27 protein-coding genes and 1 tRNA gene are annotated in these 23,514 nt (G+C 74.3%); 9 read left to right on the top strand and 19 right to left on the bottom strand.

Translation table 11 applies throughout. From position 1 onward, the window contains the following. Positions 1–12 precede the first annotated feature (12 nt). The 6 genes from ACI792_RS13185 to ACI792_RS13160 all read right to left on the bottom strand — a co-directional run bounded on the left by ACI792_RS13185 (position 13) and on the right by ACI792_RS13160 (position 5,243). Positions 13–1,629 carry a molybdopterin-dependent oxidoreductase gene (locus ACI792_RS13185; RefSeq protein ID WP_456602985.1) on the bottom strand — a complete coding sequence of 539 codons (1,617 nt, stop codon included), beginning with the start codon at positions 1,627–1,629 and terminating at the stop codon, positions 13–15. 112 nt (positions 1,630–1,741) lie between these two features. Beyond that, a complete protein-coding gene (locus ACI792_RS13180) occupies positions 1,742–2,044 on the bottom strand; it encodes a hypothetical protein (protein WP_456602984.1) in 303 nt (100 codons plus the stop codon). 17 nt (positions 2,045–2,061) lie between these two features. Further along, complete coding sequence (locus tag ACI792_RS13175) at positions 2,062–3,279, bottom strand: phospholipase D-like domain-containing protein (protein ID WP_456602983.1); 1,218 nt, start codon at positions 3,277–3,279, stop codon at positions 2,062–2,064. Positions 3,280–3,284: 5 nt separating this feature from the next. Further along, the gene (locus ACI792_RS13170; RefSeq protein ID WP_456602982.1) at positions 3,285–3,488 is read right to left on the bottom strand and encodes a hypothetical protein; all 204 of its coding nucleotides are present in this window, start codon (positions 3,486–3,488) and stop codon (positions 3,285–3,287) included. 132 nt (positions 3,489–3,620) lie between these two features. Further along, on the bottom strand, positions 3,621–4,871 hold the full coding sequence (locus ACI792_RS13165) for a cytochrome P450 (protein ID WP_456602981.1): 1,251 nt from the start codon (positions 4,869–4,871) through the stop codon (positions 3,621–3,623). A 78-nt stretch (positions 4,872–4,949) separates the two neighbouring features. Then, positions 4,950–5,243, bottom strand: coding sequence for a hypothetical protein (locus tag ACI792_RS13160; RefSeq protein ID WP_456602980.1), 294 nt, complete (start codon positions 5,241–5,243; stop codon positions 4,950–4,952). Positions 5,244–5,606: 363 nt separating this feature from the next. Between ACI792_RS13160 and ACI792_RS13155 the strand changes: the two genes are divergently transcribed. Next, a complete protein-coding gene (locus ACI792_RS13155) occupies positions 5,607–6,230 on the top strand; it encodes a hypothetical protein (protein WP_456602979.1) in 624 nt (207 codons plus the stop codon). Positions 6,231–6,443: 213 nt separating this feature from the next. Further along, positions 6,444–7,649, top strand: coding sequence for an AI-2E family transporter (locus ACI792_RS13150; protein ID WP_456602978.1), 1,206 nt, complete (start codon positions 6,444–6,446; stop codon positions 7,647–7,649). A 7-nt stretch (positions 7,650–7,656) separates the two neighbouring features. Here the strand turns inward: ACI792_RS13150 and ACI792_RS13145 are convergent, their stop codons facing one another. Continuing rightward, a complete protein-coding gene (locus ACI792_RS13145; RefSeq protein ID WP_456602977.1) occupies positions 7,657–8,328 on the bottom strand; it encodes a hypothetical protein in 672 nt (223 codons plus the stop codon). 172 nt (positions 8,329–8,500) lie between these two features. On the opposite strand from ACI792_RS13145, the gene ACI792_RS13140 reads away from it, so the two are divergent. Together ACI792_RS13140 and ACI792_RS13135 are read left to right on the top strand one after the other, a co-directional pair. Further along, positions 8,501–8,836: a hypothetical protein gene (locus tag ACI792_RS13140; protein WP_456602976.1), complete on the top strand. Its 336-nt coding sequence runs from the start codon at positions 8,501–8,503 to the stop codon at positions 8,834–8,836. 59 nt (positions 8,837–8,895) lie between these two features. After that, positions 8,896–10,191, top strand: coding sequence for a class I SAM-dependent methyltransferase (locus ACI792_RS13135; RefSeq protein ID WP_456602975.1), 1,296 nt, complete (start codon positions 8,896–8,898; stop codon positions 10,189–10,191). Between the two features lies 1 nt (position 10,192). Here ACI792_RS13135 and ACI792_RS13130 read toward each other — a convergent pair whose 3' ends face one another. Beyond that, positions 10,193–11,884 (bottom strand): flavin monoamine oxidase family protein, encoded by a 1,692-nt coding sequence (locus ACI792_RS13130; protein ID WP_456602974.1) that lies wholly within the window; start codon positions 11,882–11,884, stop codon positions 10,193–10,195. 79 nt (positions 11,885–11,963) lie between these two features. Next, on the bottom strand, positions 11,964–12,335 hold the full coding sequence (locus ACI792_RS13125; protein ID WP_456602973.1) for a nuclear transport factor 2 family protein: 372 nt from the start codon (positions 12,333–12,335) through the stop codon (positions 11,964–11,966). A gap of 102 nt (positions 12,336–12,437) precedes the next feature. Here ACI792_RS13125 and ACI792_RS13120 point away from each other — a divergent pair, with 102 nt between their 5' ends. Both ACI792_RS13120 and ACI792_RS13115 read left to right on the top strand, forming a co-directional pair. Continuing rightward, complete coding sequence (locus ACI792_RS13120; RefSeq protein ID WP_456602972.1) at positions 12,438–12,842, top strand: MmcQ/YjbR family DNA-binding protein; 405 nt, start codon at positions 12,438–12,440, stop codon at positions 12,840–12,842. Positions 12,843–12,934: 92 nt separating this feature from the next. Continuing rightward, positions 12,935–13,501: a dihydrofolate reductase family protein gene (locus tag ACI792_RS13115; RefSeq protein ID WP_456602971.1), complete on the top strand. Its 567-nt coding sequence runs from the start codon at positions 12,935–12,937 to the stop codon at positions 13,499–13,501. A gap of 100 nt (positions 13,502–13,601) precedes the next feature. Here the strand turns inward: ACI792_RS13115 and ACI792_RS13110 are convergent, their stop codons facing one another. The 6 genes from ACI792_RS13110 to ACI792_RS13085 form a co-directional block, all read right to left on the bottom strand. Then, entirely contained in the window at positions 13,602–14,015 is a 414-nt protein-coding gene (locus tag ACI792_RS13110; protein ID WP_456602970.1) for a hypothetical protein, read from the bottom strand. Positions 14,016–14,030: 15 nt separating this feature from the next. Continuing rightward, positions 14,031–14,834, bottom strand: a complete 804-nt coding sequence (locus ACI792_RS13105; RefSeq protein WP_456602969.1) for a TIGR02587 family membrane protein — start codon at positions 14,832–14,834, stop codon at positions 14,031–14,033. 390 nt (positions 14,835–15,224) lie between these two features. Beyond that, a complete protein-coding gene (locus ACI792_RS13100; RefSeq protein ID WP_456602968.1) occupies positions 15,225–15,593 on the bottom strand; it encodes an STAS domain-containing protein in 369 nt (122 codons plus the stop codon). Positions 15,594–15,775: 182 nt separating this feature from the next. Then, positions 15,776–16,549, bottom strand: coding sequence for a formate/nitrite transporter family protein (locus ACI792_RS13095; protein WP_456602967.1), 774 nt, complete (start codon positions 16,547–16,549; stop codon positions 15,776–15,778). 124 nt (positions 16,550–16,673) lie between these two features. Next, the gene (locus ACI792_RS13090) at positions 16,674–16,811 is read right to left on the bottom strand and encodes a hypothetical protein (RefSeq protein ID WP_456602966.1); all 138 of its coding nucleotides are present in this window, start codon (positions 16,809–16,811) and stop codon (positions 16,674–16,676) included. Positions 16,812–16,970: 159 nt separating this feature from the next. Further along, positions 16,971–17,043: transfer RNA gene (locus tag ACI792_RS13085), tRNA-Asn, on the bottom strand. 137 nt (positions 17,044–17,180) lie between these two features. On the opposite strand from ACI792_RS13085, the gene ACI792_RS13080 reads away from it, so the two are divergent. Beyond that, positions 17,181–17,390 carry a hypothetical protein gene (locus ACI792_RS13080; protein WP_456582904.1) on the top strand — a complete coding sequence of 70 codons (210 nt, stop codon included), beginning with the start codon at positions 17,181–17,183 and terminating at the stop codon, positions 17,388–17,390. A 13-nt stretch (positions 17,391–17,403) separates the two neighbouring features. Here ACI792_RS13080 and ACI792_RS13075 read toward each other — a convergent pair whose 3' ends face one another. From ACI792_RS13075 to ACI792_RS13060, 4 genes are read right to left on the bottom strand one after another with little or no spacing between them, the layout of a single operon-like run. Continuing rightward, positions 17,404–17,955: a hypothetical protein gene (locus ACI792_RS13075; RefSeq protein ID WP_456602965.1), complete on the bottom strand. Its 552-nt coding sequence runs from the start codon at positions 17,953–17,955 to the stop codon at positions 17,404–17,406. After that, the gene (gene dnaG, locus ACI792_RS13070; protein WP_456602964.1) at positions 17,952–19,841 is read right to left on the bottom strand and encodes a DNA primase; all 1,890 of its coding nucleotides are present in this window, start codon (positions 19,839–19,841) and stop codon (positions 17,952–17,954) included. Before dnaG ends, ACI792_RS13075 begins: the two co-directional genes overlap by 4 nt. Then, complete coding sequence (locus ACI792_RS13065; RefSeq protein ID WP_456602963.1) at positions 19,841–20,350, bottom strand: hypothetical protein; 510 nt, start codon at positions 20,348–20,350, stop codon at positions 19,841–19,843. The genes dnaG and ACI792_RS13065 overlap by 1 nt, the downstream gene beginning before the upstream one ends. Before the next feature lie 11 nt (positions 20,351–20,361). Then, on the bottom strand, positions 20,362–20,985 hold the full coding sequence (locus ACI792_RS13060) for a YdcF family protein (RefSeq protein ID WP_456602962.1): 624 nt from the start codon (positions 20,983–20,985) through the stop codon (positions 20,362–20,364). A gap of 177 nt (positions 20,986–21,162) precedes the next feature. On the opposite strand from ACI792_RS13060, the gene aztD reads away from it, so the two are divergent. Together aztD and ACI792_RS13050 are read left to right on the top strand one after the other, a co-directional pair. After that, positions 21,163–22,479 (top strand): zinc metallochaperone AztD, encoded by a 1,317-nt coding sequence (gene aztD / locus ACI792_RS13055; RefSeq protein WP_456602961.1) that lies wholly within the window; start codon positions 21,163–21,165, stop codon positions 22,477–22,479. Then, on the top strand, positions 22,476–23,351 hold the full coding sequence (locus ACI792_RS13050; protein ID WP_456602960.1) for a metal ABC transporter substrate-binding protein: 876 nt from the start codon (positions 22,476–22,478) through the stop codon (positions 23,349–23,351). The genes aztD and ACI792_RS13050 overlap by 4 nt, the downstream gene beginning before the upstream one ends. Positions 23,352–23,514: the final 163 nt, after the last annotated feature.

Below are 23,514 nucleotides of genomic sequence, written 5' to 3'. Positions count from 1 at the left end.
GCCGCCCGGCGCTCACGCCTGGACCAGGACCTCGATCACCGGGTAGCCGGACGCACCGTCGGGCGCCACGGGGGTGCGCTCGTCGGTCTGCACCTCGCCGAGCCCGTCGGTCGCCCGTGCGGCGATCACGTGCCGCCCGGGCGTCGGGTCCCAGGGCAGGTACCACTGGCGCCAGACGTCGACGTCGTAGGACTCGGCGAGCTCGGCCTCCTGCCACGGGCCGTCGTCGATGCGCACCTCGACCCGCTCGATCCCCCGTGTCGGCGCCCACGCGACCCCGGCGATGGGGCGCCGCGCGGCGGGGACGGTGCTCCCGGATGCGGGGACGTCGATGCGGGCCTGCGTCTTGATCGGCCCCTCCTTGGCCCAGCCGCGCGGGATCCAGTACCCGTCGACGTCCCAGTCGGTGAGCTCGATCGCCGAGAGCCACTTCGTCGCCGAGACGTAGCCGTAGAGGCCGGGCACCACGAGGCGGGCCGGGAAGCCGTGCTCGGCCGGCAACGGCTCCCCGTTCATCGCCACCGCCACCATCGCCTCCTCCACGTCGAGGGCGGTCAGGGTGGGGAACCCGGCGGTGAAGCCGTCGACGGAGCGGCCGATGAGCTGGGTGGCGCCCTCCTGCAGCCCGGCCCGCTCGAGGAGCGCGCGCAGCGGCACGCCCTGCCAGCGGGCGTTGCCGACGAGGTCGCCGCCGACCTCGTTGGAGACGCAGGCGATGGTGATGTCGGCCTCGATCTGCGGCAGCTCCATGAGGTCGGCGTAGGTCAGGGTGAACGGGTCGTCGACCATCCCGCGGATCTCCAGCCGCCAGGTCTCGGGGTCCACGGTGGGCACCCGGAGCGCGGTGTCGATCCGGTAGAACTCCTCGTTCGGGATGAACAGCGGGGTGAGGCCCGGGATGTCGAAGGAGGCGCCGGGAGGCACGGGGCCGGCCTGCCTCACCGGGACCGGCAGCCGGATGGCGGCCCGCAGCTCGTCGAGCCGCTCCCGGCCGGAGAGCAGGTGGCCCCCGACGCCGGCGAGCACGCCGAGCACGGTGGCACCACCGGTCACGGCCAGGAACCGCCGCCGGTCCAGCTCGCTCATCGCGGGCACCGTTCCCGGGTCGGCCGGGTCGGCGGTCGACGAGCGGCCATCCGCCGACACCGCGCGGCGGGGCAGGCCCACGACGAGCAGACCCAGCACCGCGATGCCGGTGGCGGCACCGACCAGCCCCACGAGCACGGTGAGGAAGACGGGGTTGCGGTCGTCGGCCAGCGCGGCCACGACGCCGAGCGTCGCGAACAGGGCGAACCCGCCGGCGGCCAGGATGACGTGGCGCCGGGCGAGCACTCCCAGCGCGGCGCCGATCAGCACGGAGACGAGCAGGACGCCGCCCAGGAGGACGGGCTTGTCAGCGGCGCCCAGCGTCGCGATCGCCCACTGCTCGAGCCAGCCGGGCACGCTGTCGATGACCGCATCCCCGACGGCGATGACGAGGGAAGGAGCGCCGGGGATCAGCCCGGCGACGAGCTCGGCCAGCCCGAGCCCCGCGGCGACCGCCGCCACCCCGGCCAGGGCTGCGCTCCCCCGGCCAACGGGCTGCACCGCGGGCCCACGCCCGCCTGCCGACTGCGTCGTCTCGGTCACCGGAAGAGCGTGACCGTCCCGCATGGGTGGCACACGACCGGATGTGGATCGACGCGGAATCGTCACGGTGGCGGCTGCTCGTGGCGGTGTCCCTGACCGAGTCGGACGAGGATCAGCGCGTCCCGCGGCTCCGGCGGACCGCCATGCCGGCGGCGACGGCGGCACCCACGAGGGCGGTGCCGCCCAGCGCGAGGAACCCCTGGTGCTCGGTCCCGGCCGTGCTGCCGCCACCGGCGGCGACACCGCCGACCGGGGTGCGCTCGACCTGGGCGGTCGTCGGGGCCTCCGGCGCAGGGGTGGGCGACGGCGCCGGGGCCGCGGTGTCGGCGGACGCCTGGGTGACCGTGCCGCAGAGGACGGGCCGGGCCTCGTCGATGCCGGCGTCCGGGTCCTCGATCCGGTATCCCACGAGCACGACGCAACGCAGCCTTCTCAGGGGCGGCGACCGGCCAGCCCGGCCGCCCCCATGCCCCGCAGGGGGCGCCCCACCACGTCCGCGGCCACCTCCAGCGCCCGCCTGCGGAGGCCCCGGTCGCGCCACCGGTCGGCGTCGACCCGTTCGCTGAGCGAGAGGTCGTCGGCGAAGTGGCGGTCGAGCACCCCCACGACCACGGGGTCGTCGAGCACCAGTCCCACCTGCTCGTTGAGCGCGAGCGACCGGACGTCGACGTTCGTCGTGCCGACCAGCGCGACGGCGCCGTCGACGGAGACCACCTTGGCGTGGAGCAGCGAGGGCTGGTAGCGCCAGATCTCGACACCGGCGTCGAGCAGCGGCTGGAAGTCCAGCTCCGCCTGCAGGTGCACCGACGGTCGCTCCTGGTGCGGTCCGCTGACCAGCACGCGCACCCGCACCCCTCGGCGGGCGGTGTCGCAGAGCAACTGGCGCAGCCACCGGGGCAGCCGGATGTAGGGCGTGGTGATCCGGACGTCCTGCCGGGCGGCCTGCAGCAGCGCGGCGATGGCGACGGCCGCCTCGCTCCACCCCGGCTGCGACGACGTCCGGAACACCTGGACGGCCGTGGTGCCCGCCGGCGGAAGCTCCGGGAACTCGTCCTCGGCCGAGACCAGCCCGCCCGGGAGGCGGACCTGCGCCTGCATCCAGGCGGACACGAAGGCCGCGCGGAGGCCCGCGACGGCCGGTCCCCGGACCCGGAAGGCGGTGTCCCGCCAGTCCCCGGGCTGCCGGCCGCTCCCGGTCCACGTGGAGTCGATGCCCGTCCCTCCGGTGAACCCGACCTGCTCGTCGCACACCAGCACGCGGCGGTGCGTGCGCATGTTCCAGGCGGTGACCCGGAAGCTGTGCATGGGCCGATAGAAGTAGACGATGCACCCGGCCCCGCGCAGGGCACGCAGGTCGCCCCGGTCCATGTGCTTGGCGCCGTAGCCGTCGAGCAGGACCCGGACGCGCACGCCGTCCTGGGCGCGCTGGGCGAGGGCTCCGGCGACCTCGTGGCTGATCTCCCCGCCCCGCCAGGAGAACCAGAGCAGGTCGACGCTGCGTCGTGCGGCGGCGATGGCCTCCAGCAGCGCCGGGAACGTCTCGTCGCCGTCCCTCAGGACGTCGACCCTGTTGCCCTCGGTGAAGGGCACGCCCAGCAGCGACTCGACCACCCGCCGGGTGGAGACGCCGGCGACCTGGGAGCCGGGCACCGCCGTCACCCCGCGTACGGGGTCTCGGACCCGCGCGGAGAGGCGTCCGGCACGGTGACGGTGACGTCGAGGCCCGGCACGAGCCGGCGGTCGGCGTCCCTCTGCCGGCGGGCCGTGGCCAGCTGCTCCGGCTCGGCCTCGTTGCTCTCCTCCATCGGCGGGACGACCGACGGGGTCGTCCGCACCGCCACCACCCGTCCTGCGGACACGGGGATCTCCTCTCGCTGGGGGTCGTGCCGGTGGACGGCTACCCGGACCCGCCGGCGGAAACCGCCCGGCCGCCGCTGTCACGGCTTCGACACGGAGCACCGGCCCGGGGCGGTGCGGGCGGGCCGCGCCGTTCACCCCACCGGCCGGACAGCGGACAGGCGCACCCCGCTGGCGGGGCCCGCCGGCATCCGTGACAGGTCGATGCTCAGATCCTGCAGCGGGACGTCGTAGGTCATGGCCGTGGTGAGCAGCCGGACGGCGCGCTCCACCACCGTGATCGTGAGCCACTCGCCCGCGCAGCGGTGCCCCGCCTCGACGTCCCCGCCGCCCTGGGGGACGAAGCTGTACGGGCCGCCGTCCCAGGTGGCGAACCGCTCGGGCCGGAAGGCAGCCGGCTCGTCCCACAGCCGGCGGTCGTGGTTGGTGGCGTAGACGTCCAGGAGGAACCAGTCACCGGGCCCGAAGTGGCGGCCGCGCCAGTCGAACGGCTCGAGCACCCGTCCGCCCACGGCCGGGAAGAACGGGTAGTAGCGGCGGACCTCCTGCACGAACCAGCGGCGGTACTCCTCGTCGGCGGCGGCGCGGGCGCGGGCATCGGGGTGCTGGGCGAGCGCGAGCCCCGCGAAGACGACGTACCGCGCCACCGCCACCGTCGGGCGGAGCACGTTGATCAGCTCCACCCGCGCGACCTCCGGGTCGAGCAACCGGCCCTCCTCGTCGCGGTACGAGGCGATCACGTCCGCGGCCCGACCCTCCTCCACGGGGAGCGCACCGCTGCGGATCCGGTCGATCACCGCACCGGCCCAGCGCTCGGCCCGGTGCCGACGGACCTGCCCGCGGAGGTTCCGCGGCCCCACGGCCCCGGCGCCCGCCACCATCGCGGCGAGCTGCCGGGTGCGCTCACCCACCTCGGCCGGCGTGAGCGGGATCCCGGCCCACGCGCACACGGCCCGGCAGAGGACCTCGTGGACGGCGTCGAGCAGGACGACGTCGCCCGCGCCGGCCCACCGCCGCACCCCGTCCCGCCACTCGCCCTCCACCCGGTCGGCCAGGTCGTCCAGCGCGGCAGGGGTCATGAGGGACAGGAACATCGCCTTGCGGTGGCGGTGCGCCGAACCGTCCAGCATCTGGACGCTGCCCAGGTCCTGCAGGAGCGTCACCACCGTCGGAGGCAGCGCCCGGCGGCGGGTCATCCGGTCCGGTTCGTACAGCAGCCGCGCCGCCTCCTCGCCATAGGCCATGACGGCCGGCCGGAGCATCAGGCGCGTCTCGAAGACGTCGGTCCCCACGGCGGCGAAACGGTGGGTGCCGAACGTGTACCCCTCCCGGAGCAGGGCGAGGCTGCTGTCGGCGGCGCCCACGCGGGGGATGTCGTCGGTCACGGGCGGATCTCCTCTCCTGACGAACCGTGCCGGGCCCGGCGTCGGTGCCCGGACGGCAGCCCGCTGCAGACGGCCCGTTCAGCCCAGCGCGCCGAACGGGTGCCACTCCTCGGCCGCCGGGGCGCGCAGGGCGGCCGCGGCGCGCAGCCGTTCGTCCAGGAGGTGGTCGACCATCCGCGATCTGCAGTCGATCGTCACCAGCAGGGAGGCCTCGAGATCGGCGAGCTCCTCCTGGCGCCGCCGGATCTCGGCGAGCTCCCGTTCCGCGTCCAGGCGGACGCTGCGGCTGGACCGGAGGTCCCCGTCGATGGCCGCGAGGCTCCGGGGCTGCGGCGCGGACGAGGTCGGTCGGGACAGGACGGGCTGGGACATGGCGACCTCCGGGATACGGCGGGAGCGGCCGCGACGTCGGCGGCCGCTGCGCCGGATGTGCCCGTCCGCGCGGCGGTCACAGCGATTCGACCCGTGCTGACACGGATCTGCAAGAGGACCGCAACAGAACCGGGGGCCGTTGCCGGCGGGAGGGGCCCGGACCGCGTCGCCGCGGAATCCACCCGGGAGGCGCCTGCTCCTCGCCCCCGCCCGTGACCGCTCCGTGACCATGTGGCGGATCGGTGTCGGATCCGTGTCGGTGCGCGCACACACCGCGCCCCCCTGCCGTGCAGCGGGCACCTGGTGCGCCGTCCAGACCGACATCGGCCGGGCTCCGACCGGCCGGATCCCAGAGGGGGAAGCATGACCACGAACGCAGCACGAACCACGTCCACCGGCAAGCAGCGGGCGGGCCGAACCGCGACCGCGCTCGCCGCCGCCGTGCTGGGCCTGGGCGGCCTCGCGGCCTGCAGCGACGACTCGGCAGGTCCCGAGGCCGGCGGCGTCACCGCCGACGACCTCCAGCAGGTCGAGGACCAGCTGGCCGGCCTCGACGAGCGGGTGGGTGCCCTCGAGGAGGGCGTCGGCACCGAGGCGCCCGTCGACCCGCTCGGGGCGGAGGACGACACCGCCGCGTTCTTCGAGGACAGCCAGTCCTACGTCGGCCAGGAGGTCACCGTCAGCGCGGAGGTCTCGGAGATGGTGACGACCACGGACGTCGGCAGCGCCTTCCGGATCGCCGGCGAGTCGGGCGACCCGATCGCCGTCGTCTCGGCCGCCCAGACCGCGGAGATGGACGCCAACGACGTCGTCCAGGTCACCGGCACCGTCGTCCAGGTGCAGCGCGACACCTTCGAGCAGGACTTCGGCGTCGCCTCCGACGAGCTCTTCGAGGACGCCGACGCGTGGTTCCAGGAGGAGGAGGGATCGGTGGCCATCTCCGCCGACAGCATCGAGGTGCTGCAGGAGCAGGGCCAGAACGACTGATCCGCTGACGCACGCGGCACGCGGTGGAGCGCCGGGAGCGGTGCTCCACCGCGCCGTCGCGGTTCGCCCGGCCGGTCGTGCCGCGGTGGCCGAGGATGCGCAGGTACCCCGTTGCCGCTACCGGCACGGGAGGAACGGGATCACCAGGACCGGAGGAGCGACTGTGCGGACGGGACGACGGCGGTGAGCTGGTGGTCGAGGCGGGCGACGGGTGTGCCGCCGCAGGACGGCGCCGGCTCGCCCGCGCCGAGGACCGTCGCGACGGCGCCCGAGCGCTACCCGCTGGCCCCGGTCCCCGCCGCACCCGCGTGGGCGGTGCGGACCCTCGTCGTCAGCGCCGCCGTCCTGGCGCTGGCGGGGATCGCCTGGCTGCTGTTCTGGGTGCTGCTGCGCCTGCCGCTGGTGACGGTCGCCATCGCCGTGGCCCTGCTGCTCGCCGCCGTCATCGCGCCGATCACCCGGTGGCTGGCCCGCGGGCTGCCCCGGGCGGCCGCGGCGCTGCTGTCGGTGCTCCTCCTGTTCGGTGTCCTGATCGGTGCCGGGTTCCTCGTCGGCTTCCGCGCCGCGGACCAGCTGCGCAACCTCACCCGCCCCCTGGCCGCCGGGATCGACCGGATCCGGGTGTGGCTGATCGAGGGGCCGCTGGGCCTGGACCCGCAGCAGGTCACCGAGGCCCGCAACGCCGTGGTGGACCGCCTCTTCCGGCTCGCGCCGGAGCCGACCGCGGCGGCGAGCATGGCCCTCTACGTCCTGGCCGCCGTCCTCCTGGTGGCCTTCCTGACCTTCTTCCTGCTCAAGGACGGGGCGTCGATGTGGGCCTGGGTCCTGCGGCTCGTGCCCGCCCGGCGGCGCGCCCAGGTGGACGGCGCCGGGCGGACGGCGTGGACGACGCTGTCGCAGTACGTGCGGGGCATCGTCATCGTGGCGCTGATCGACGCGGTGGGGATCGGCTTGGCGCTGGTCATCCTGGGCGTGCCGCTGTGGCCCTCGCTCACCCTGCTGACGTTCGTCGGCGCCTTCATCCCCCTGTTCGGCGCGACCGTGAGCGGGGCGGTGGCCGTGCTCGTCACCCTGGTCACCAACGGCCTGACCGATGCGATCATCGTGCTGGTCGCCGTCCTGGTGGTGCAGCAGGTCGAGGGCAATGTCCTGCACCCGATCATCGTCGGCCGGTCACTGCGCCTGCACCCGGTGGTCATCCTGGTCTCGGTGACCGCCGGCTCGCTGCTCTGGGGCCTCGCCGGAGCGCTGCTGGCCGTGCCGCTCGTCGCCGTCGCCTACCGGGTGTTCGACTACCTCCGCGACAACCCGCTGGCCACCCCCCGGCCGGCACCCGCCGTCCCGGACGGGGCGGCACCCGCGCCCCCACCCGCACCGGAACCGGCACCGCAACCGGCGGCGGGCGCGGGCCTCCCGTAGCTCCGGCTCAGCCGGACGACTGCCGCACGACCTCCGCCTCGCGGGCGGCGACCGCGATCTCCCCGCCGAGCTCGGTGAACAGCCTCTCGGGGTCCTCCGCCAGCACGTCGGCGGAGATCCCGAAGTCCGCCTCGAAGGAATCCCGCTCGACGCGCCCGACGGGTCCGGTGACCCGCAGGACGTCGCCGACCTCGAGGTCACCGGGCGGGGTCGGCGTCACCACGCCGACGGTGGTCCCGTCTCCGTCGCCTAGGCGGAAGGCGGCTCCCACGTCGGCGACCGAGACCAGCTCCACCACCTCGGCGGTCACCGTGACGTCCTGCCCGACCAGCGGTTCGGGATCCTCGAACAGGCCGGCGGGGTCGTCGAACGGCTGCCCGGCACCGCCGTCGGGCGTGGGCTCGCCGTCGCCGGGCGCCGAGGGGTCCTCCGTGGGCGGGGCCCCGCTGGGGGCGGCGGACGGGGGCGGCTGCTGCTCCAGCGCCTCGACCCGGTCGCGGAGCTCGTCGACCTCCTCCCGCAGCCCCTGCACCTCGGCCTCCAGCGCCGGGGACGTCGCCCCGGCCCCGCAGGCGGCCAGGCCTCCGAGCGCGAGGGCCAGGACGAGCGCGGCCCTGCGCCCGGGGCCGCCGGCGGCTCCCCCGCGCCTGCCCGCACGCGTCCGTCGCTGGGCCACCATGCCCTCTCCTCGCTCGTCCGGTGCGCCGGCATCCCTTCGGCACCGTGAGCCGGCTAGTGCGAGGGTGGCCCCAGGGCACGGCAGGGAGCAAGCCGGGGAGTGGACGAGCCGGGCACGTGAGGCCCGGTGCGCCTGGTCCAGCGGGCCGTCGCCCACCGCTACCGTGCCGGGGGTGATCCTGCCCGACCGGCACGACGCCTCCGCCTGCGCCACGTGCGGCCGTCCCTGGGCGGACGTGGACGGCGGCCGCAGCTGGGTCCACCTCGAGGTCACCCGCCACGACGAGGCCGACGAGTTCCGCTTCGTGGATGCCGACTTCTGCACCCAGCAGCACGCCGCCCAGTGGCTCGCCCGGCCGCTCCCCGATCCGACGCCCCCCGCGCCGCACGCGTCGACCTGGCGCGACCGCCTCGCCGCGGCCTGGATCGTCCTGCTCCTCGGGCTCGGGGGCGCGCTGATGGGGCTGGGTGTCTGGACGGCGGGGCGGTTCGTCGTCGACCTGTTCTAAGCGGACGCCGGCGCCGGAACCCCTCCCCCGGGGCGCGGTCGTTCTGCCAGGGTCGGGGCATGGCGCACCGGGGCGCGAGCCGGCTGGTCCACGAACTGGGGAGCCTCCTGATCGGCGCACCGCTCCCCCTCTCGGTGCGCTGCTGGGACGGCTCCGAGACGCTCGTCGACGGCGCACCCACCCTCGTGGTGCACCACCGGAGGGCGCTGCGCCGCCTGGTCCACGCGCCGGGAGAGCTGGGCCTGGCCCGGGCCTACGTCAGCGGCGACCTCGACATCGAGGGGGACCTCTACGCCGCCCTGAGCTTCCCGGACGACCTGCCGTCCCGGCCCGACCTGCGCCTGGACCGGCGGGTGCTCGCCCGGCTGGCGGGCCCACTGCTCCGGCTGGGGGTCCTCGGGCCTCCTCCGGCGCCGCCGCCGGAGGAGGCCCGGCTGCACGGCCTCCGGCACTCGCTGCACCGCGACCGCAGCGCCATCACCCACCACTACGACGTCGGCAACGACTTCTACCGCCTGCTGCTCGGCCCGTCGCTGGTCTACAGCTGCGCCTACTTCCCCGAGCCCGGCGCGACGCTCGAGCGCGCGCAGGAGGCGAAGCTGGACCTGGTCTGCCGCAAGCTCGGACTGGAACCGGGGATGCGGCTGCTGGACGTCGGCTGCGGGTGGGGCTCGCTGGCCCTGCACGCGGCCTCCCGGTACGGCGTCTCGGTGGTGGGGGTGACCATCTCGGGCGCCCAGGCGGACCTGGCCCGCCGCCGGCTGGCCGACGCCGGGCTCGCCGACCGCGTCGAGGTGCGGTTGCGGGACTACCGGGAGGTCGACGACGGCCCGTTCGACGCCATCGCGTCGGTCGGCATGGCCGAGCACGTGGGCCGCGACCAGCTGCCCCGGTACGCCGGCCGGTTGCACGACCTGCTCGCGCCGGGTGGCCGGCTGCTCAACCACGCGATCGCCCGCGGCCCCGCGGCCGGCCCCGACCGCCCCGACCCGGGGTCGTTCCTCACGCGCTACGTCTTCCCCGACGGCGAGCTGCAGCCCTTGGCCACGCACGTGCAGGTGCTGGAGGAGGCCGGCTTCGAGGTGTGCGACGTCGAGGCGCTGCGCCGGCACTACGCACTGACCTGCCGGGCGTGGGTGCGCAACCTGGAGGCGCACTGGGACGAGGCCGTGCGGGCGTCCTCGCCGGGGCGGGCACGCGTCTGGCGGCTCTACCTGGCCGGCTCGGCGCTGGCATTCGAGCGCCACCGGGTCGGGGTGAACCAGGTCCTCGCCGTGCGGCCGGGCGGGGACAGCCGGCTCCCCCTGCGCCGTCCCGACTGGAGCCGCTCGACCCTGGACGCCGGCACCGCGTGAGCTAGTCGGGCAGCGCGACGGGGCCGAGCTCGGCGAAGACGTCGCCGGGGCCGGGGTTGCCCGCGTGGGTGCGGCCCCCGAAGTGCCGCATGATGCCCCAGACCGCGTTGAGGGAGGTCTGCACCGCGCCCTCGACCCAGGCCGGCGTCCACGAGACGTCGTCGCCGGCCAGGAAGATCCCCCGGTGCTCGGGCGGGAAGTCGTCCTGCACGAAATGGGAGTACATCCGGTGGTTGTACCGGTAGTGGCCCGGCAGGGCGCCCTTGAAGGCGCCGAGGAAGTGCGCGTCCGCCTCCCAGGAGATCGTGACCGGGTCGCCGATGATGTGCTGCGCGATGTCCAGACCGGGGTAGATCTTCTTCAGCGCCCCGAGCGCCAGCCGCACGCGCTGGTCCACCGGGTACGGCAGCATCTTCAGCGCGTCGCTCATCCACGAGTACGTCAGGCAGATGACACCGGGCTTGTCGTCGCCGTGGTCGAACAGGTACGTGCCGCGGGTCAGCCGGTCGGTCAGCGTCATGCTCATGACGTCGCGGCCGGTCACCGGGTCCTTGTCCTTCCAGAACGGCCGGTCGACCATCACGAAGGTCTTGGACGACTGCATGTAGCGCGTGCGGTCCAGGGCCGTCCACATCTTCTGCGCGAACAGGCTCTCGTCGCAGTCGATCTGCGTCGTCAGCAGCCAGCTCTGGCAGGTGACGAGCACCGCGGGGTACCGGGCGACGTGTCCCCAGGCGTCGGTGACGGCGAAGGCGCCGTCGGCGTCCCGGGCGATGGCGGCGACACCGGCACGGGGACCGCCGGAGTGGAGCTTCGCCAGCGTCGTCCCGGCCGGCCAGTGCGCGGGCGCGTCGGGGGCGTGGTTCCACAACCCCCACGGCACCTGCTCCACCCCGCCGACGACGAAGCGCTGGTCCTCGTCGCAGTTGGTCATCACCACGCGGAAGATCTCCAGCATCGAGTTCGGGAAGTCGGAGTCCCAGCCGCCGGTGCCGAAGCCGACCTGGCCGAACACCTCCCGGTGGTGGAAGGACAGCCGCGAGAACGCCTCCGAGCTGGCGATGAAGTCGTAGAAGGTGCGGTCGTCCCACAGGGGCACGAGCTCGTCCCACAGCGCCTTGAGCGACTTCACGTCGCGCGCCCGGATGGCGTCCTGGATCTCGGCGAACCCGACGGTCTGCAGTGCGTCGGCCCACGCCGCCGCCACCTCCCGGAACAGCGGCGGCAGGGCCTCGGAGGACTCCGCGTAGTGCGTCTCGCCCTCGATGTCGATGACCGTGCTGCCCGACGCCGGCGTCAGCGGGTTCGGAAAGGGCCTGGTCTCCAGGCCGAGCAGGTCGACGTAGCGGTAGAAGGCGGTCGACGACACGGGGAACCGCATGCCGCCCAGCTCGGCGACGATCTCCTCCGGCGCGCCCTCGAACCGGGCCGACCGCAGCCGGCCCCCCATCTGCGAGGCCTCGTAGAGGACCGGCTTGAGGCCCAGCTTCATCAGCTCGTACGCCGCGACGAGGCCGGAGATCCCGGCGCCGACGATGGCGACCTCCTCCCCGTGCCGCTCGGGCGGGACGGCCCCCAGGCCCGAGGGGTGGGTGATCCAGTCGTCGAACGCGAAGGGGAAGTCGGGGCCGAAGATGGTGATCGGCGGGCGGTCCTCGTCCTGAGCGTCCTCCCGATCGGGACCCATCGTCATCGCGTCTTCCCTCCTCGCCCGCACCGGCTCCCCGTGGCGCGCTGCACCCTACGGGGAGCGGTGCCCCGGTCCGGCGTCCTCACGCGAGCAGCGCCGCCATCCGCTCGCGGAGCGCGGTCGCGGCCGAGTAGGGCCGGACCATCACCGTGAGTTCGGTCAGGACGCCGCCGCGGCCGCGCAGGATGTCCACGCCCTGGAGGGCGCGGTCCCCGACCCGGGTGTCGAAGGCGAGGACGTGCCCGCCGTCGGCCGCGTAGGAGGCGGTGTAGCGAAAGTCCTCGAAGACGGACATCACGCCGGTGAGGATCGCGTGCAGCGGCCCGGTGCCGCGGTAGGGCTCGTGGACGATCGGCGACAGGAAGACGCAGTCGTCCGCGAACAGCCGCACCGCGGCGTCGACGTCACGGCTCTCGACCGCCGCCCGGAAGGCGGCGAAGGGGTCGGTCGGCACGGTCGTTCCTCTCTCGATGGCTGCACCGGTCGTCGGGTGGCCGATCACCGCGCCACCGGAGGCACCCTCCCACCGGCGCCCCGACGGGACCACACTGCGGGGATGGCGACCTGGGAGGACGTCCGACGGTTGGTCGCCGGGCTGCCGGACACCGACGAGCACCCCTCGTACGGCGGGCAGCCGTCGTGGCGGGTGCACGGCAAGGGCTTCGTCTGGGTGCGGCCGTTGCGGCCGGCCGACCGCGCGGCGCTCGGCACCGCGGCGCCGGACGAGGACGAGCCGGTGCTGGGGGTGTGCGTGGCCGACGAGGGCGTGAAGGCCTCGCTGCTCGCGGCGGCGCCCGACGTCTTCCTCACGACGCCGCACTTCGACGGGTACGCCGTCGTCCTGGTGCGGCTCGGGCGGATCCCGGTCGACGAGCTCGCGGAGCTGGTGGAGGACGCGTGGCGAGCACGTGCGCCGCGGCGGCTGCTCGCCGAGTTCGACGGCCGCGGGAGCACTCCCTGACCGCTCGGGTGCCGAGCCGCAGCGGCGGGACCGATGAGATCGCCGGAGTCCACCGGTCTGAGCTCCCGCCCGGTCACGGATCAGGAGGACGCATGCGCAAGATCGTCGTGCAGATGACGCTGTCGCTGGACGGCTACTTCGAGGGGCCGGACCACGACCTGAGCTGGCACCTGGTCGACGAGGAGCTCCACGCGCACTTCAACCAGCAGCTCGCGACGATGAGCGCATTCGTGGAGGGCCGGGTCACCTACGAGCTGATGGAGGCGGTCTGGCCGACCGCCGACCAGAACCCGGACTTCCCGCCGGTCATGCAGGAGTTCGCCGGCATCTGGCGCGCCACGCCGAAGATCGTCTTCTCCCGCACGCTGGAACGGGTGGGCCCCAACGCGACGCTGCGCGCAGCGGTGGACCCCGACGAGATCCGCGCGCTGAAGCAGGAGCCGGGCGGGGACATGACGCTCGGCGGGGTAGACCTGGTCCAGACCTTCCGCCGGCTGGACCTGGTCGACGAGTACCGCCTCTACGTCAGCCCGGTCGTCCTCGGCCGCGGCCGGCGGCTGTTCGAGAGCGCCGACGGACCGACCGAGCTGGACCTGGTGGAGAACCGGCGGTTCGGCAACGGCGTCGTCCTGCTGCGCTACGCCGTCCGTCGGCCCTGACTGCGGCGATCCCCCGACGGTCGCCCCGTCAGCCGGCGGCCGTGACCACGTGCGTCATGAGGACGCCGGGCGGGGGTGCGCGAGCGCGGCGGTCACCGACTCAGGCGACCTTGTACCCCTCGGGACCAACCGTGAGCTCGCCGTCGCGCGGATCGGCCGAGAACACCAGCACCGCCTCACGCCGGCTCTCCGGCGGAACGTAGGCGACGCTCGCGGAGGCCTGCTCGACCTGACGCCCGTCCCGGGTCAGCTGACCGCTGAGCTGCACCGTCTCGGCCGTGGTCCCACCGTCGTTGCGCACCCGTACGTGCACCTCGTAACCGGGACCTGCCTGCTCGATGGCCGTTATCTCGACGGCCAGCTCCGGGCCGCTCTCCCGGACCGCGACGGCCTGGTAGCCGAGGAAGGCGATCAGCAGCAGCACCAGCACTCCGCCCAGGCCGCCCGCGGCGTACTCGGCCGCTGACGTACCACCGGCGCCCTGGTCCTGGGCGTCCTCGTCGGATTCGGGCATGGGGCTTTCCTCTCGTCACAGGATGAGCCGGGCCGCCGCGGCGCCCAGGCTCGCCGGGAGGGCCAGGACCACCGTCTCGGTGACCGCCATGAGCAGCCCGGTGTCGTCGAAGCGGCCCAACGTCCACAGGAGGTACGCCGACACGCACACCGCGAGCGCGTAGCCGGCGACGGTGAAGGTGGTGAAGGCCCGGACGGGGCCCTCGTCCTGCTCCTGCCCGCCGAAACCGACCCCGTAGACGAAGGCGTGCATCAGCGCGAGGCTGACGCCGATGAGGGCCAGCGTGTGCCAGGGGGTCATCGTGGCCGCGAGCAGGACGATCTCCTCCGTCGGTGCCAGGTTCGCGGCGAACACCACCGCCCCGGCCACCATCAGGAAGAGCTCGTGGCCGTACCCGGACTTGCCCGGTGAGGCGCTGTTCTGCCCGAGCTGGGTGCGGGCGTAGGAGGCCCCGACCGCGGCCGGCAGCAGTTCCAGGCCGAGGATCGAGGTCGCGTCCTGCCAGTTCCGCAGCCAGTCCAGGACGTCGAGGGTGGTGAGGATGACCGCTGCGGCGACGGCGGCAGCGAGGAACGCCACGCCCGCGTCCACCAGAGCAGGGCGCCATCCCGACGCTCCGGAGCCTCCCAGGTGGCGGGCGAGGCCGATGACCAGCAGGACGGTCCCGACCGCGAGGGCGGCCAGGCGGTAGCGGTCGACGGCGAGGCTCAGCCGCCACACCTCCATCGTCATCAGGACGGGCATGGCGAAGAGCAGGGCTCCGCCGACGGCCCGGCCGAAACCCTTGATCAGGTGGTGCGCTTCGGTCTGCTGCGGCATCGCGCTCCACTCAGGTCAGGTCGCGCACGGTCCGCAGGGGTGGACGGAGTCGTCGGGCGGTCGTCCAGCCGGCGTCCAGGGCTGCCCTGCCACGGGGAGACGCGTCCGCGCGGTCCCGGAAGGGGTGGAGAGGTGTCTCTGGCGCGCGTCGTCGCCAGGAACAGAAGTCTGGCAGGCGTTCCCGGACGGCGGAGGAGAGCTCCCCGGTAGAGCCGAGGTTGACACGGCAACGTCATGGACGCCGGGGCGATCCCCGGCTCGTCAGCTGCCGGCGGGCGGGCGGACGCGAGGCGGGCGACCGACGGCGGTCACCTCGCCGTCCTGATGATCACCGTCCCGGATCGACGCGCCGTCACCCGTCCTCCCCGTCCCGGCGGGCGTGACGCCCGGTCAGTTCGGGTTGACGACGCCCGCGCCTGGGTGGTGCGCCGCGCCACCGAGATCCAGCGCCGCTCGCTGCAGGGTGGGCGAAGCGCCCCGGAGGGTGAACTGCCGGCGGTGCCGGGTGGCCCGGCGGTGGGCGACGGCGATGGCGCGCAGACCGTGCTGATCGCCCACCGTGGCTGCGCTGAGGTCGAGGGTCCACTGCGCGCACGAGGTGAGCAGGAGCGCGGAGACGGCGTCCTCGAGCAGGTGCGCGGTTGCCCGGTCGACCCGTCCGACCAGCTCCAGGTGGCCGGTCACGAGGTCCAGGCGCGCGAGGAGCCGTGAGGCGTCCTCGTGGTGCGAATCGGTCGGAGAAGCGGACGACAGGGCCACTGCGGTCACCTCGCGAACGAGGAGGAGTCGCCGGCGGCGGCAGGGCAACGGCCGGCACCCGCACCGGTGCGGGCAGAGGCCGCGTCTTCGACCCACCGAGACGCTAGCCCGCGGGCGGCGCGGAAGCCACCGGCGCAGCCATGGTCGCGGCCGGCCTGACGCGACGCGACGCCGCGCCGCGGCTAGCTCTTGACCTGGGCCGTGTGGGTCAAGGTGATCAGGAGAAGGCCACCGATCATGTTGCCCGCCGTGGCCAGACCGATGTTCTTCCACAGGTCGACGTAGGCCACGGCGTCGGAGAGCCAGATGCCGAACATCAGGTGCAACCCGGAGACGACGACGTGGTCGAACGGCCCCAGCGCCAGGAGGAAACCGACGAGAAACGCGACGAGGATCTGCGCCGCCATGCTGTTGCAGGCCCGGACCATGTACGACAGCAGAGTGATCAGCGCCCCGGCGAAGATGGCGCGGACGACGGTCGCCGCCCAGTCCTTGCCGGCGATGTCCTCGGCCACCGAGACGAGGGCGTCCGCAGCGCCGGTGGGCAGTGCGCCCGGCACCGTCATGAGCGCCACCAGGATCCCGCCGCCCACCAGGTTCAGCGCGAACGTCAGCAGCCACAGCCGGCCCAGCTGGACCCACGGCCTGCGGCCCTTCTCCTCGATCGCCGCCGCGACGGGGTCGAAGAAGTCCTCGGTGAACAGCTCCGACCGTCCCACGATCAGGAAGACGACGCCCACGGCGAACGCCAACGCGCCCGCGACGGTCGCCACTCCCCCGCCGACGTCCGGTTCGAGCAGCCCCTCGACGACCCCGAGCGCCACGATGCCGAACACGATCGTCACCCCGGCGATGAACGCGGTGGCGACCTTGTCCAGGGGCGACATGGCGAGCCGACGACGACCCTCGTGCTTCGCGCGCTCGTAGACCTCTTCGGGGCTCGGGGCGACAGCCATCCCGGCTCTATACCGCAAGCCCCAGGACTCACACGGAGGTTGGGACGCGGGACACGGCCGACCGGCTGGCCTCCCCAGCCGGCGCGTCGGACTCGGGGATGGGCGTCGAGGGCGGTACGTGCTCCTACCGGTCGCGTCCGGCGCGCACGGCGGCGGCCACCCGGTGCCCGGCCGCATCCGGGACGAACGCGGCACCGTGGGAGGTGCACGAGGCCGCGAGCGGGCACGAGGAGGCGTCCATGACGACGGACGTCCACACCACCGTCAGACGGTGCGCGAAGCACGGTCCCCGCGCTGGTCCTCGGCTGAGGTGGCGCGCGTCGGAGTTGCACGTACCTGAGCAGGTGCTGGGCCGAGCGCCCAGGACAGGGACGACGAAGGCCCCCGACTGGCGAAACCGCTGGTCGGAGGCCTTGTTCTGCTCCCCCGATTGGACTCGAACCAATAACCCTGCGATTAACAGTCGCATGCTCTGCCAATTGAGCTACGGGGGATCAGCGGGCGCGACCCGCTGGCCCGACGAGAGTACCCCACGGCCGATGTGCCCCGGCACGCGGCTCGCGGGGGCGGGGCGGTGCCCGCCACAGGTACGGTGACCGTCGTTCACCGCCCGTTCAACCAGGAGGTTCCCGTGGCCAAGCTGTCGTTCCTCGCCGGATTCGGTGCTGGTTACGTGCTCGGATCGCGGGCCGGCCGCGAGCGCTACGAGCAGATCCGCCGCACCTGGGAGCACGCCAAGGACGACCCGCGCCTGCAGAGCCTCGCCGGCATGGCGCAGGCGAAGGCCGACGACGCGGTCTCGACGCTGAAGTCGCAGCTGGGCGGCGAGCCGCCCCGCTGAGCCGCCCGCCGGCTCAGTCCGGCTGCTCGGCGGCCAGCGCCTCGGCGAGCTTCTGCCGCGCGATGTCGCGGGCCACCGGGTCGTCGCGGTCGGCGTCGTCGTCGAAGACCACGGTCCACTCGCGGGCTGCCTGACCGGGGACCCGCCGGGCCACCAGCAGCAGGCCGCCCCGGTCGGGCAGCGGGCTGCGGCGGCTGGTCACGATCGTCTGGTCGACCCGCCGGCGCACGGTCGCCGGGAGGTCGCCGGCGTCGGTGAGCACGTGCCGCACGGCGGACAGGCGCGCCTGCACCCCCGGCTCCACCTCGGTGAGGGGCGTCACGCTGAAGGAGCCGCCGCCGTCGGCGGTCGCGACCCAGCGGGCGTGCCCCACCTCGTGCCACGGCAGCACGCCACCGCCCGAGGGGCCGATCACCCGCAGGCCGCGGGAGGTGGCCACCAGCCAGCCGGCGTCGCGGGCCAGGACCCCCCAGGCGAGCACGCGCTCGTCGGGGTCGGCCAGGGCGGCGCGCACCTCCGCGGGCGGGCGCGCGAACCGGCGCCGGAGGTTCTCCAGCAGACTCACGACGCGAGGCCGCCCATCGCCCGCTCGCGCAGCGACCGCGCCTGCTGCTCCAACGCGACGAGCTGGCCGAAGACCTTCGTGTACTCGTCGGCCTGCTCCACCGGGTTCATCCGCTGCAGGCGACCCTTGAGCGCGGCCACCTGGCGCACGGTCGCCATCTCCTGGAGCCGGGCGAGGATCGCGTTCACGTAGGCGGGGTCGCACTCGCCGGTGACCGAGCGCATCGGCTCCACCGCCAGCGCCGTGAGCAGCGCCCGGGCGCTCTCCCGCTCGCAGTGCGCCGCCACCTGGTCCAGCCACGCCGGCCCCGCCACCGTCACGCCGGCGGTGCCGCCCGCCCCGGCCACGGCCGCGGCGACGGCGGCGTAGTCCGGGTCGGTGTAGGCACCCGGAGGCACGACGTCGAAGGAGGGACCGGCGTACTCGGGCGCCTGCAGCGCGGCCTTCACGGCCTCGCGCTCGACGGCGACCGCCGCATCGTCCGGCGTCCGCTTCGGCGCACGCGGGCGGCCCCGCGACGGCGCCCCTCCCCCGTCGCCGGTCAGCCGCCGCACCCGCTCCAGCACCTCGGCCTCGTCCGTGTTGCCGATCATCCCGGCGAGCTCCCGGGCGTAGGCCGGGCGCAGGGCGTGGTCCTTGATGCCCGCCACCAGCGGCACGGTCTTCTCGAGCGCGGCGACCCGGCCCTCGACGGTGTCGAGGTCGTAGCCGGCCAGCGTCGTCCGCAGCACGAAGGCGATCAGCGGGGTGCGCCGGGCGACGAGGTCGCGGACGGCGGCGTCACCCTGCTCCTGGCGCAGCTCGCACGGGTCGCGGCCCTCCTGCTCGACCGCGACGAACGTCTGCCCGACGAAGCGCTGGTCCTCGGCGAAGGTCTTCATCGCCGCGGCCTGGCCGGCGGCGTCGCCGTCGAAGGTGTAGACGACCTCGCCGCGGAACTCGTCCTGGTCCATGAGCAGCCGGCGGAGCACGCCGATGTGCTCGGCGCCGAAGGCGGTGCCGCAGGAGGCCACCGCCGTCGTCACGCCGGCCAGGTGGCATGCCATGACGTCGGTGTAGCCCTCGACGACGACCGCCTGGTGCCGGCGGGCGATGTCGCGCTTGGCGCGGTCGATGCCGTAGAGCACCGAGCTCTTCTTGTAGAGCGGCGTCTCGGGGGTGTTGAGGTACTTGGGCCCCGGGTCGTCGTCCATGAGCTTGCGGGCGCCGAAGCCGATGACGTCGCCGGTGATGTCGCGGATCGGCCACACCAGCCGGCGGTGGAACCGGTCGATCAGCGTGCCCCGGGAGGACTCCTTCGCCAGCCCCGCCGTCACCAGCTCGGCCTGGGTGAAGCCCTTGGCCCGAAGGTGGCGGGTCAGCCCGTCCCAGCCGCCGGGGGCGTAGCCGCAGCCGAAGTCCAGCGCCGCCTGCCGGTCGAAGGCGCGGTCGGCGAGGAACTGGCGGGCCGGCGCGGCATCGGGGGTGCCCAGCTGCTCGGCGTAGAAGGCGGCCGCCGCGGTGTTGGCCGCGACCAGCCGCGCGCGCTGTCCCACCGAGGCGCGGTCGGGCCCGGCGGTGGGACGTCCGCCGTCGTCCTCGTACTTCAGCTCGATGTTGGCGCGGTTGGCCAGCAGCTCGACGGCCTCGCTGAACGACAGGTGGTCGATCTGCTGGACGAAGGAGATGACGTCGCCACCTACCCCGCAACCAAAGCAATGGAAGAGGTTCCTCGACGGCGTGACTTGGAAGGACGGCGACTTCTCGTCGTGGAAGGGGCACAGGCCCTTGAGGCTGCCGCCGCCGGCGCGCTTGAGCTGCAGGTGCTCGCCGACGATGTCGTCGATCTTGCTGCGCTCGCGCACCAGCGCGATGTCCGCCGCCCGGATGCGGCCCCGGCCGGCCATCAGCTGCTCCCGCCGATCACGGCCACCCCGACCGCGTCCCCCGTCACGGCGGTGTTGCGGCGGGAGAGAACGAGCTCGATCCAGAGCAGGAAGACCTGGTGGTGCAGCGGCACCGTCGGCTCGGCGTGGAGCGTCGGCCGCGGCGACCAGCCGCCTGTCGTCCCCGACTCGGCGACGGTGCGCGCCCCGGCGGTGTAGCGGTGAGAGCTCTTCCACACCGACGCCGTCGCCCGCTCCAGGACGACGCCCTCGAGGTCGAGGCCCCAGGTGCTCTTCCAGAACGACGTCTGCCGGGCGCGCAGCCGGGAGGAGTCGGTGGGGTCGACCTCCCAGCGGCCGCTGAGCACGCCCTTCTGCTTGCCGAAGAGCCAGCGCGGGTCACCGATCACGGCGGTCGCCGCCTCCCGCCAGTTCTCCGCCCGCAGGGTCGCCACGACCGCGCCGTCCGACAGGACGGGGACCACTCCCCCGCCGACGCCGGAGGTGCCGGCCTTGCCCAGTTCGAGCACCGTGTCCTCCCTCAGCCGATGCCGGGTGCGCCGGCGACGCTCTCACCGGTCACTCGGTAGAGCAGGTAGGCAGCAGTCTCCCGCAGGATGTAGCGGAACTGCGTGGCGCGGGTCTGCACGGCCGGGCCCTGACGGGTCGGGGAGCTCTCCGCCTCCATCCCGGCGTCCTCGGCCATGCGCTCGGCGCGCATCGCGTGCCAGGGGTCGGTGACCAGGACGGCCCGCTCCCAGCCCCGCTCGGCGAAGGCCTCGCCGACCACCCGCATGCTCTCCAGGGTGTCCACCCCCTCGGGCACCGCGAGCAGCGACTCGGCGGGGACGCCGGTGGCGGCGAGGTAGTCGCGGCCGGCCTCGGCCTCGGCGAACTGGTCGCCGGCGGCCTTGCCCCCCACGGTCACGATCACGGGGGCGACGCCCTGCTCGTACAGCCTCAGCGCGTGCTCCAGTCGCGCCTCGAAGATCGACGACGGCACGCCGTTGTACTGGGCCGACCCGAGAACCACGATGGCATCGGACTGCGGCCGGGCGTCCTGCCGCGCGGTCCACCAGATGCCGAGGGCCGTGGAGACCACCAGGAGCACGGCGGAGAGGACCCCGGCTCCGATCACCCGGCCCAGCAGACTCCGCACACCCACCCGTCATGGGTACCACGCGGAGCTGACCTTCCTGCGGCCCCGGGGACGGTGCGTCCCGCGCCGGTCGCGTGCGCGACGGCGTCGCGGGCCCGGGGCCCGCGAGCACCCGACCAGTGAGAATGATTGTCGTATTCGTTACGGTGTCGGCGTCCCGTCCATCCCGTGAAGGAGCCCCCCGTGCGTCCCCTGGCCGCCCTCCGAACCACCGTCCTCGCGGCGGTCGTCCCCCTGGCCGCCGTCACCGGCTGCGCATCGACCGACGCGGGCGCCACCGCCGCGCCGGCGGAGGAGACGACCCCCTACCCCGCCGCCGAGCCCACCGAGGTCGGCGCCAACCAGCCGCGCCTGGCCGCCACCTACGACGGCGGGCTGCTCGTCCTCGACGGCACCACCCTCGAGGTGCTCGCCGACGAACCCCTCGAGGGCTTCAACCGGCTCAACCCCGCCGGCGACGGCCGCCACTTCCTGGTCTCCACGCAGGGCGGCTTCCGCCTCCTCGACGGCGGGGCCTGGGGCGAGCCGCACGGCGACCACGCGCACTACTACACCGCCGACCCCGAGCTGACCGACGTGCTCTTCGAGGCCGAGCAGCCCGGGCACGTGGTCGCCCACGCGGGCCGCACCGTCCTGTTCGACGACGGCACCGGTGACATCACCGCCTTCGACAGCGCGCACATCGCCGACGACGACGTCGAGCTCACCCGGTCCTCCACCCCGGAGGCCCACCACGGCGTCGCGGTCGAGCTGGAGGACGGCACGATGCTGGTGTCGGAGGGCACCGAGGAGTCGCGCAGCGGCGTCCGGATCCTCGACGCCCACGGCCAGGAGATCGCCGCGCGCGACGACTGCCCCGCCGTCCACGGCGAGACCGTGGCCGCCGACGAGGCGATCGTCATCGGCTGCCAGGACGGCGCCGTGCTCTACGCCGGCGGCGAACTCACCAAGATCCAGAGCCCCGACGAGTACGGGCGCATCGGCAACCAGTTCGGCACCGAGGAGTCGCCGATCGTGCTCGGCGACTACGAGCGCAGCGCCGAGGACCGGTCCAGCACCGTCGCGCTGATCGACACGACGACCGCGGAGCTGCGCCTGGTCGACCTCCCGGCGCCCTACTGGTACCGCTCCTTCGGCCGCGGGCCGAACGGCGAGGGCCTGGTCCTCACCTACGACGGCGCCCTGCAGGTCATCGACCCCGTCTCCGGCACCGTGACCCGCTCCATCCCCGTCACCGGCGCCTGGGAGGAGTCCGAGGACTGGCAGGACCCGCACCCGCAGGTCGTCGTCGTCGACGGCATGGCCTACGTGACCGAGCCCGCCACCCAGCAGATCCACGCGGTCGACGTCGAGGGCGGCGCGGTGTGGAAGAGCGGCGACCTGGAGGTGGCACCGATCGAGCTCGCCGGGGTCTCCGGCGACGTCGAGGGGCACACCGCGCACGAGCACGGCGACGAGGAGCACGCCGAGGGCGACGAGCACGACGAGAACGGCGAGTGATCGCCGCCGGTGCCGCGCGGAGGGCGGCCCTCACCGGGCTCGTCCTGTGCGCGGTCTCCGGGTGCGCCGGGGACCCGGCCGGCCCACCGGACGACGGCGGCGTCGACGTCCTCGTCTCGTCGTACCCGCTCGAGTACGTCGCCGAGGCGGTCGGGGGGAAGCACGTCGAGGTCACCAACCTGACGCCCGCCGGCGACGACACCCACGGGCTGGAGCCGGCACCCCGGGACGTCGCGGCCATCGGCGAGGCCGACGTCGTCGTCCACCTCTCCGGCGGCCTGCAGCCGGCGCTCGACGAGCTCCTCGACCAGCAGCCACCGGAGCACCTGGTGGACGCCGCCGCCGTGGCCGACCGGGGGCCGGACCCGCACTTCTGGCTCGACCCGCTCCGGCTGGCCGAGCTGGGCGAGCAGGTGGCCGAGGAGCTCGCGGCGGTCGACCCCGACCACGCGGCGGAGTACGCCGCGGCGGCCGGACGGCTGGCCGACTCGCTCGCCGACCTGGACCGCGAGTACGCCGAGACCCTCGCTCCCTGCCAGGGGGCCACGCTGCTCGCGACGCACGAGGCGTTCGGGTACCTCGCCGACCGGTACGGCCTGCGCCAGGTCGGGGTCGCCGGCCTCGACCCGCAGGTCGAGCCTCCGCCGAGCCGGGTGCGGGCCGCGGCCGACGCGGTCCTGAGCTCGGGCGCGCGGACGATCTTCTTCGAGGCCGCCGCGGGCTCCTCCGTGGCGGAGGTCCTCGCCGCCGACCTGGGGCTGGCGACCGACGTGCTGCACCCCATCGAGCGGGTGACGGCCGAGCAGACCTATCCCGGCCTCATGGCCGCCAACCTGGAAGCGCTGCGGCGCGGCCTCGTCTGCAGCGGCTGACGACGGGACCCTGCACCGCGGCCGCGGTGCAGGGTCCCGCGCCGAGCCTGCGAGGCGTGGGGGGCGCCCCGGGCCCCGGTCAGGACCCCCCCCGCGCCCCCCCCCCCCCGGCGCGGCCCCCCACCACCCCGGCGCCGCGCCCCCCGAAAGCCCAGCAGGTGAC

The sequence above is a fragment of the Blastococcus sp. SYSU DS0669 genome (assembly GCF_054050895.1).
The sequence above is the reverse complement of the archived record's forward strand: the minus strand, read 5'-3'. Positions and strand labels throughout refer to the sequence as shown.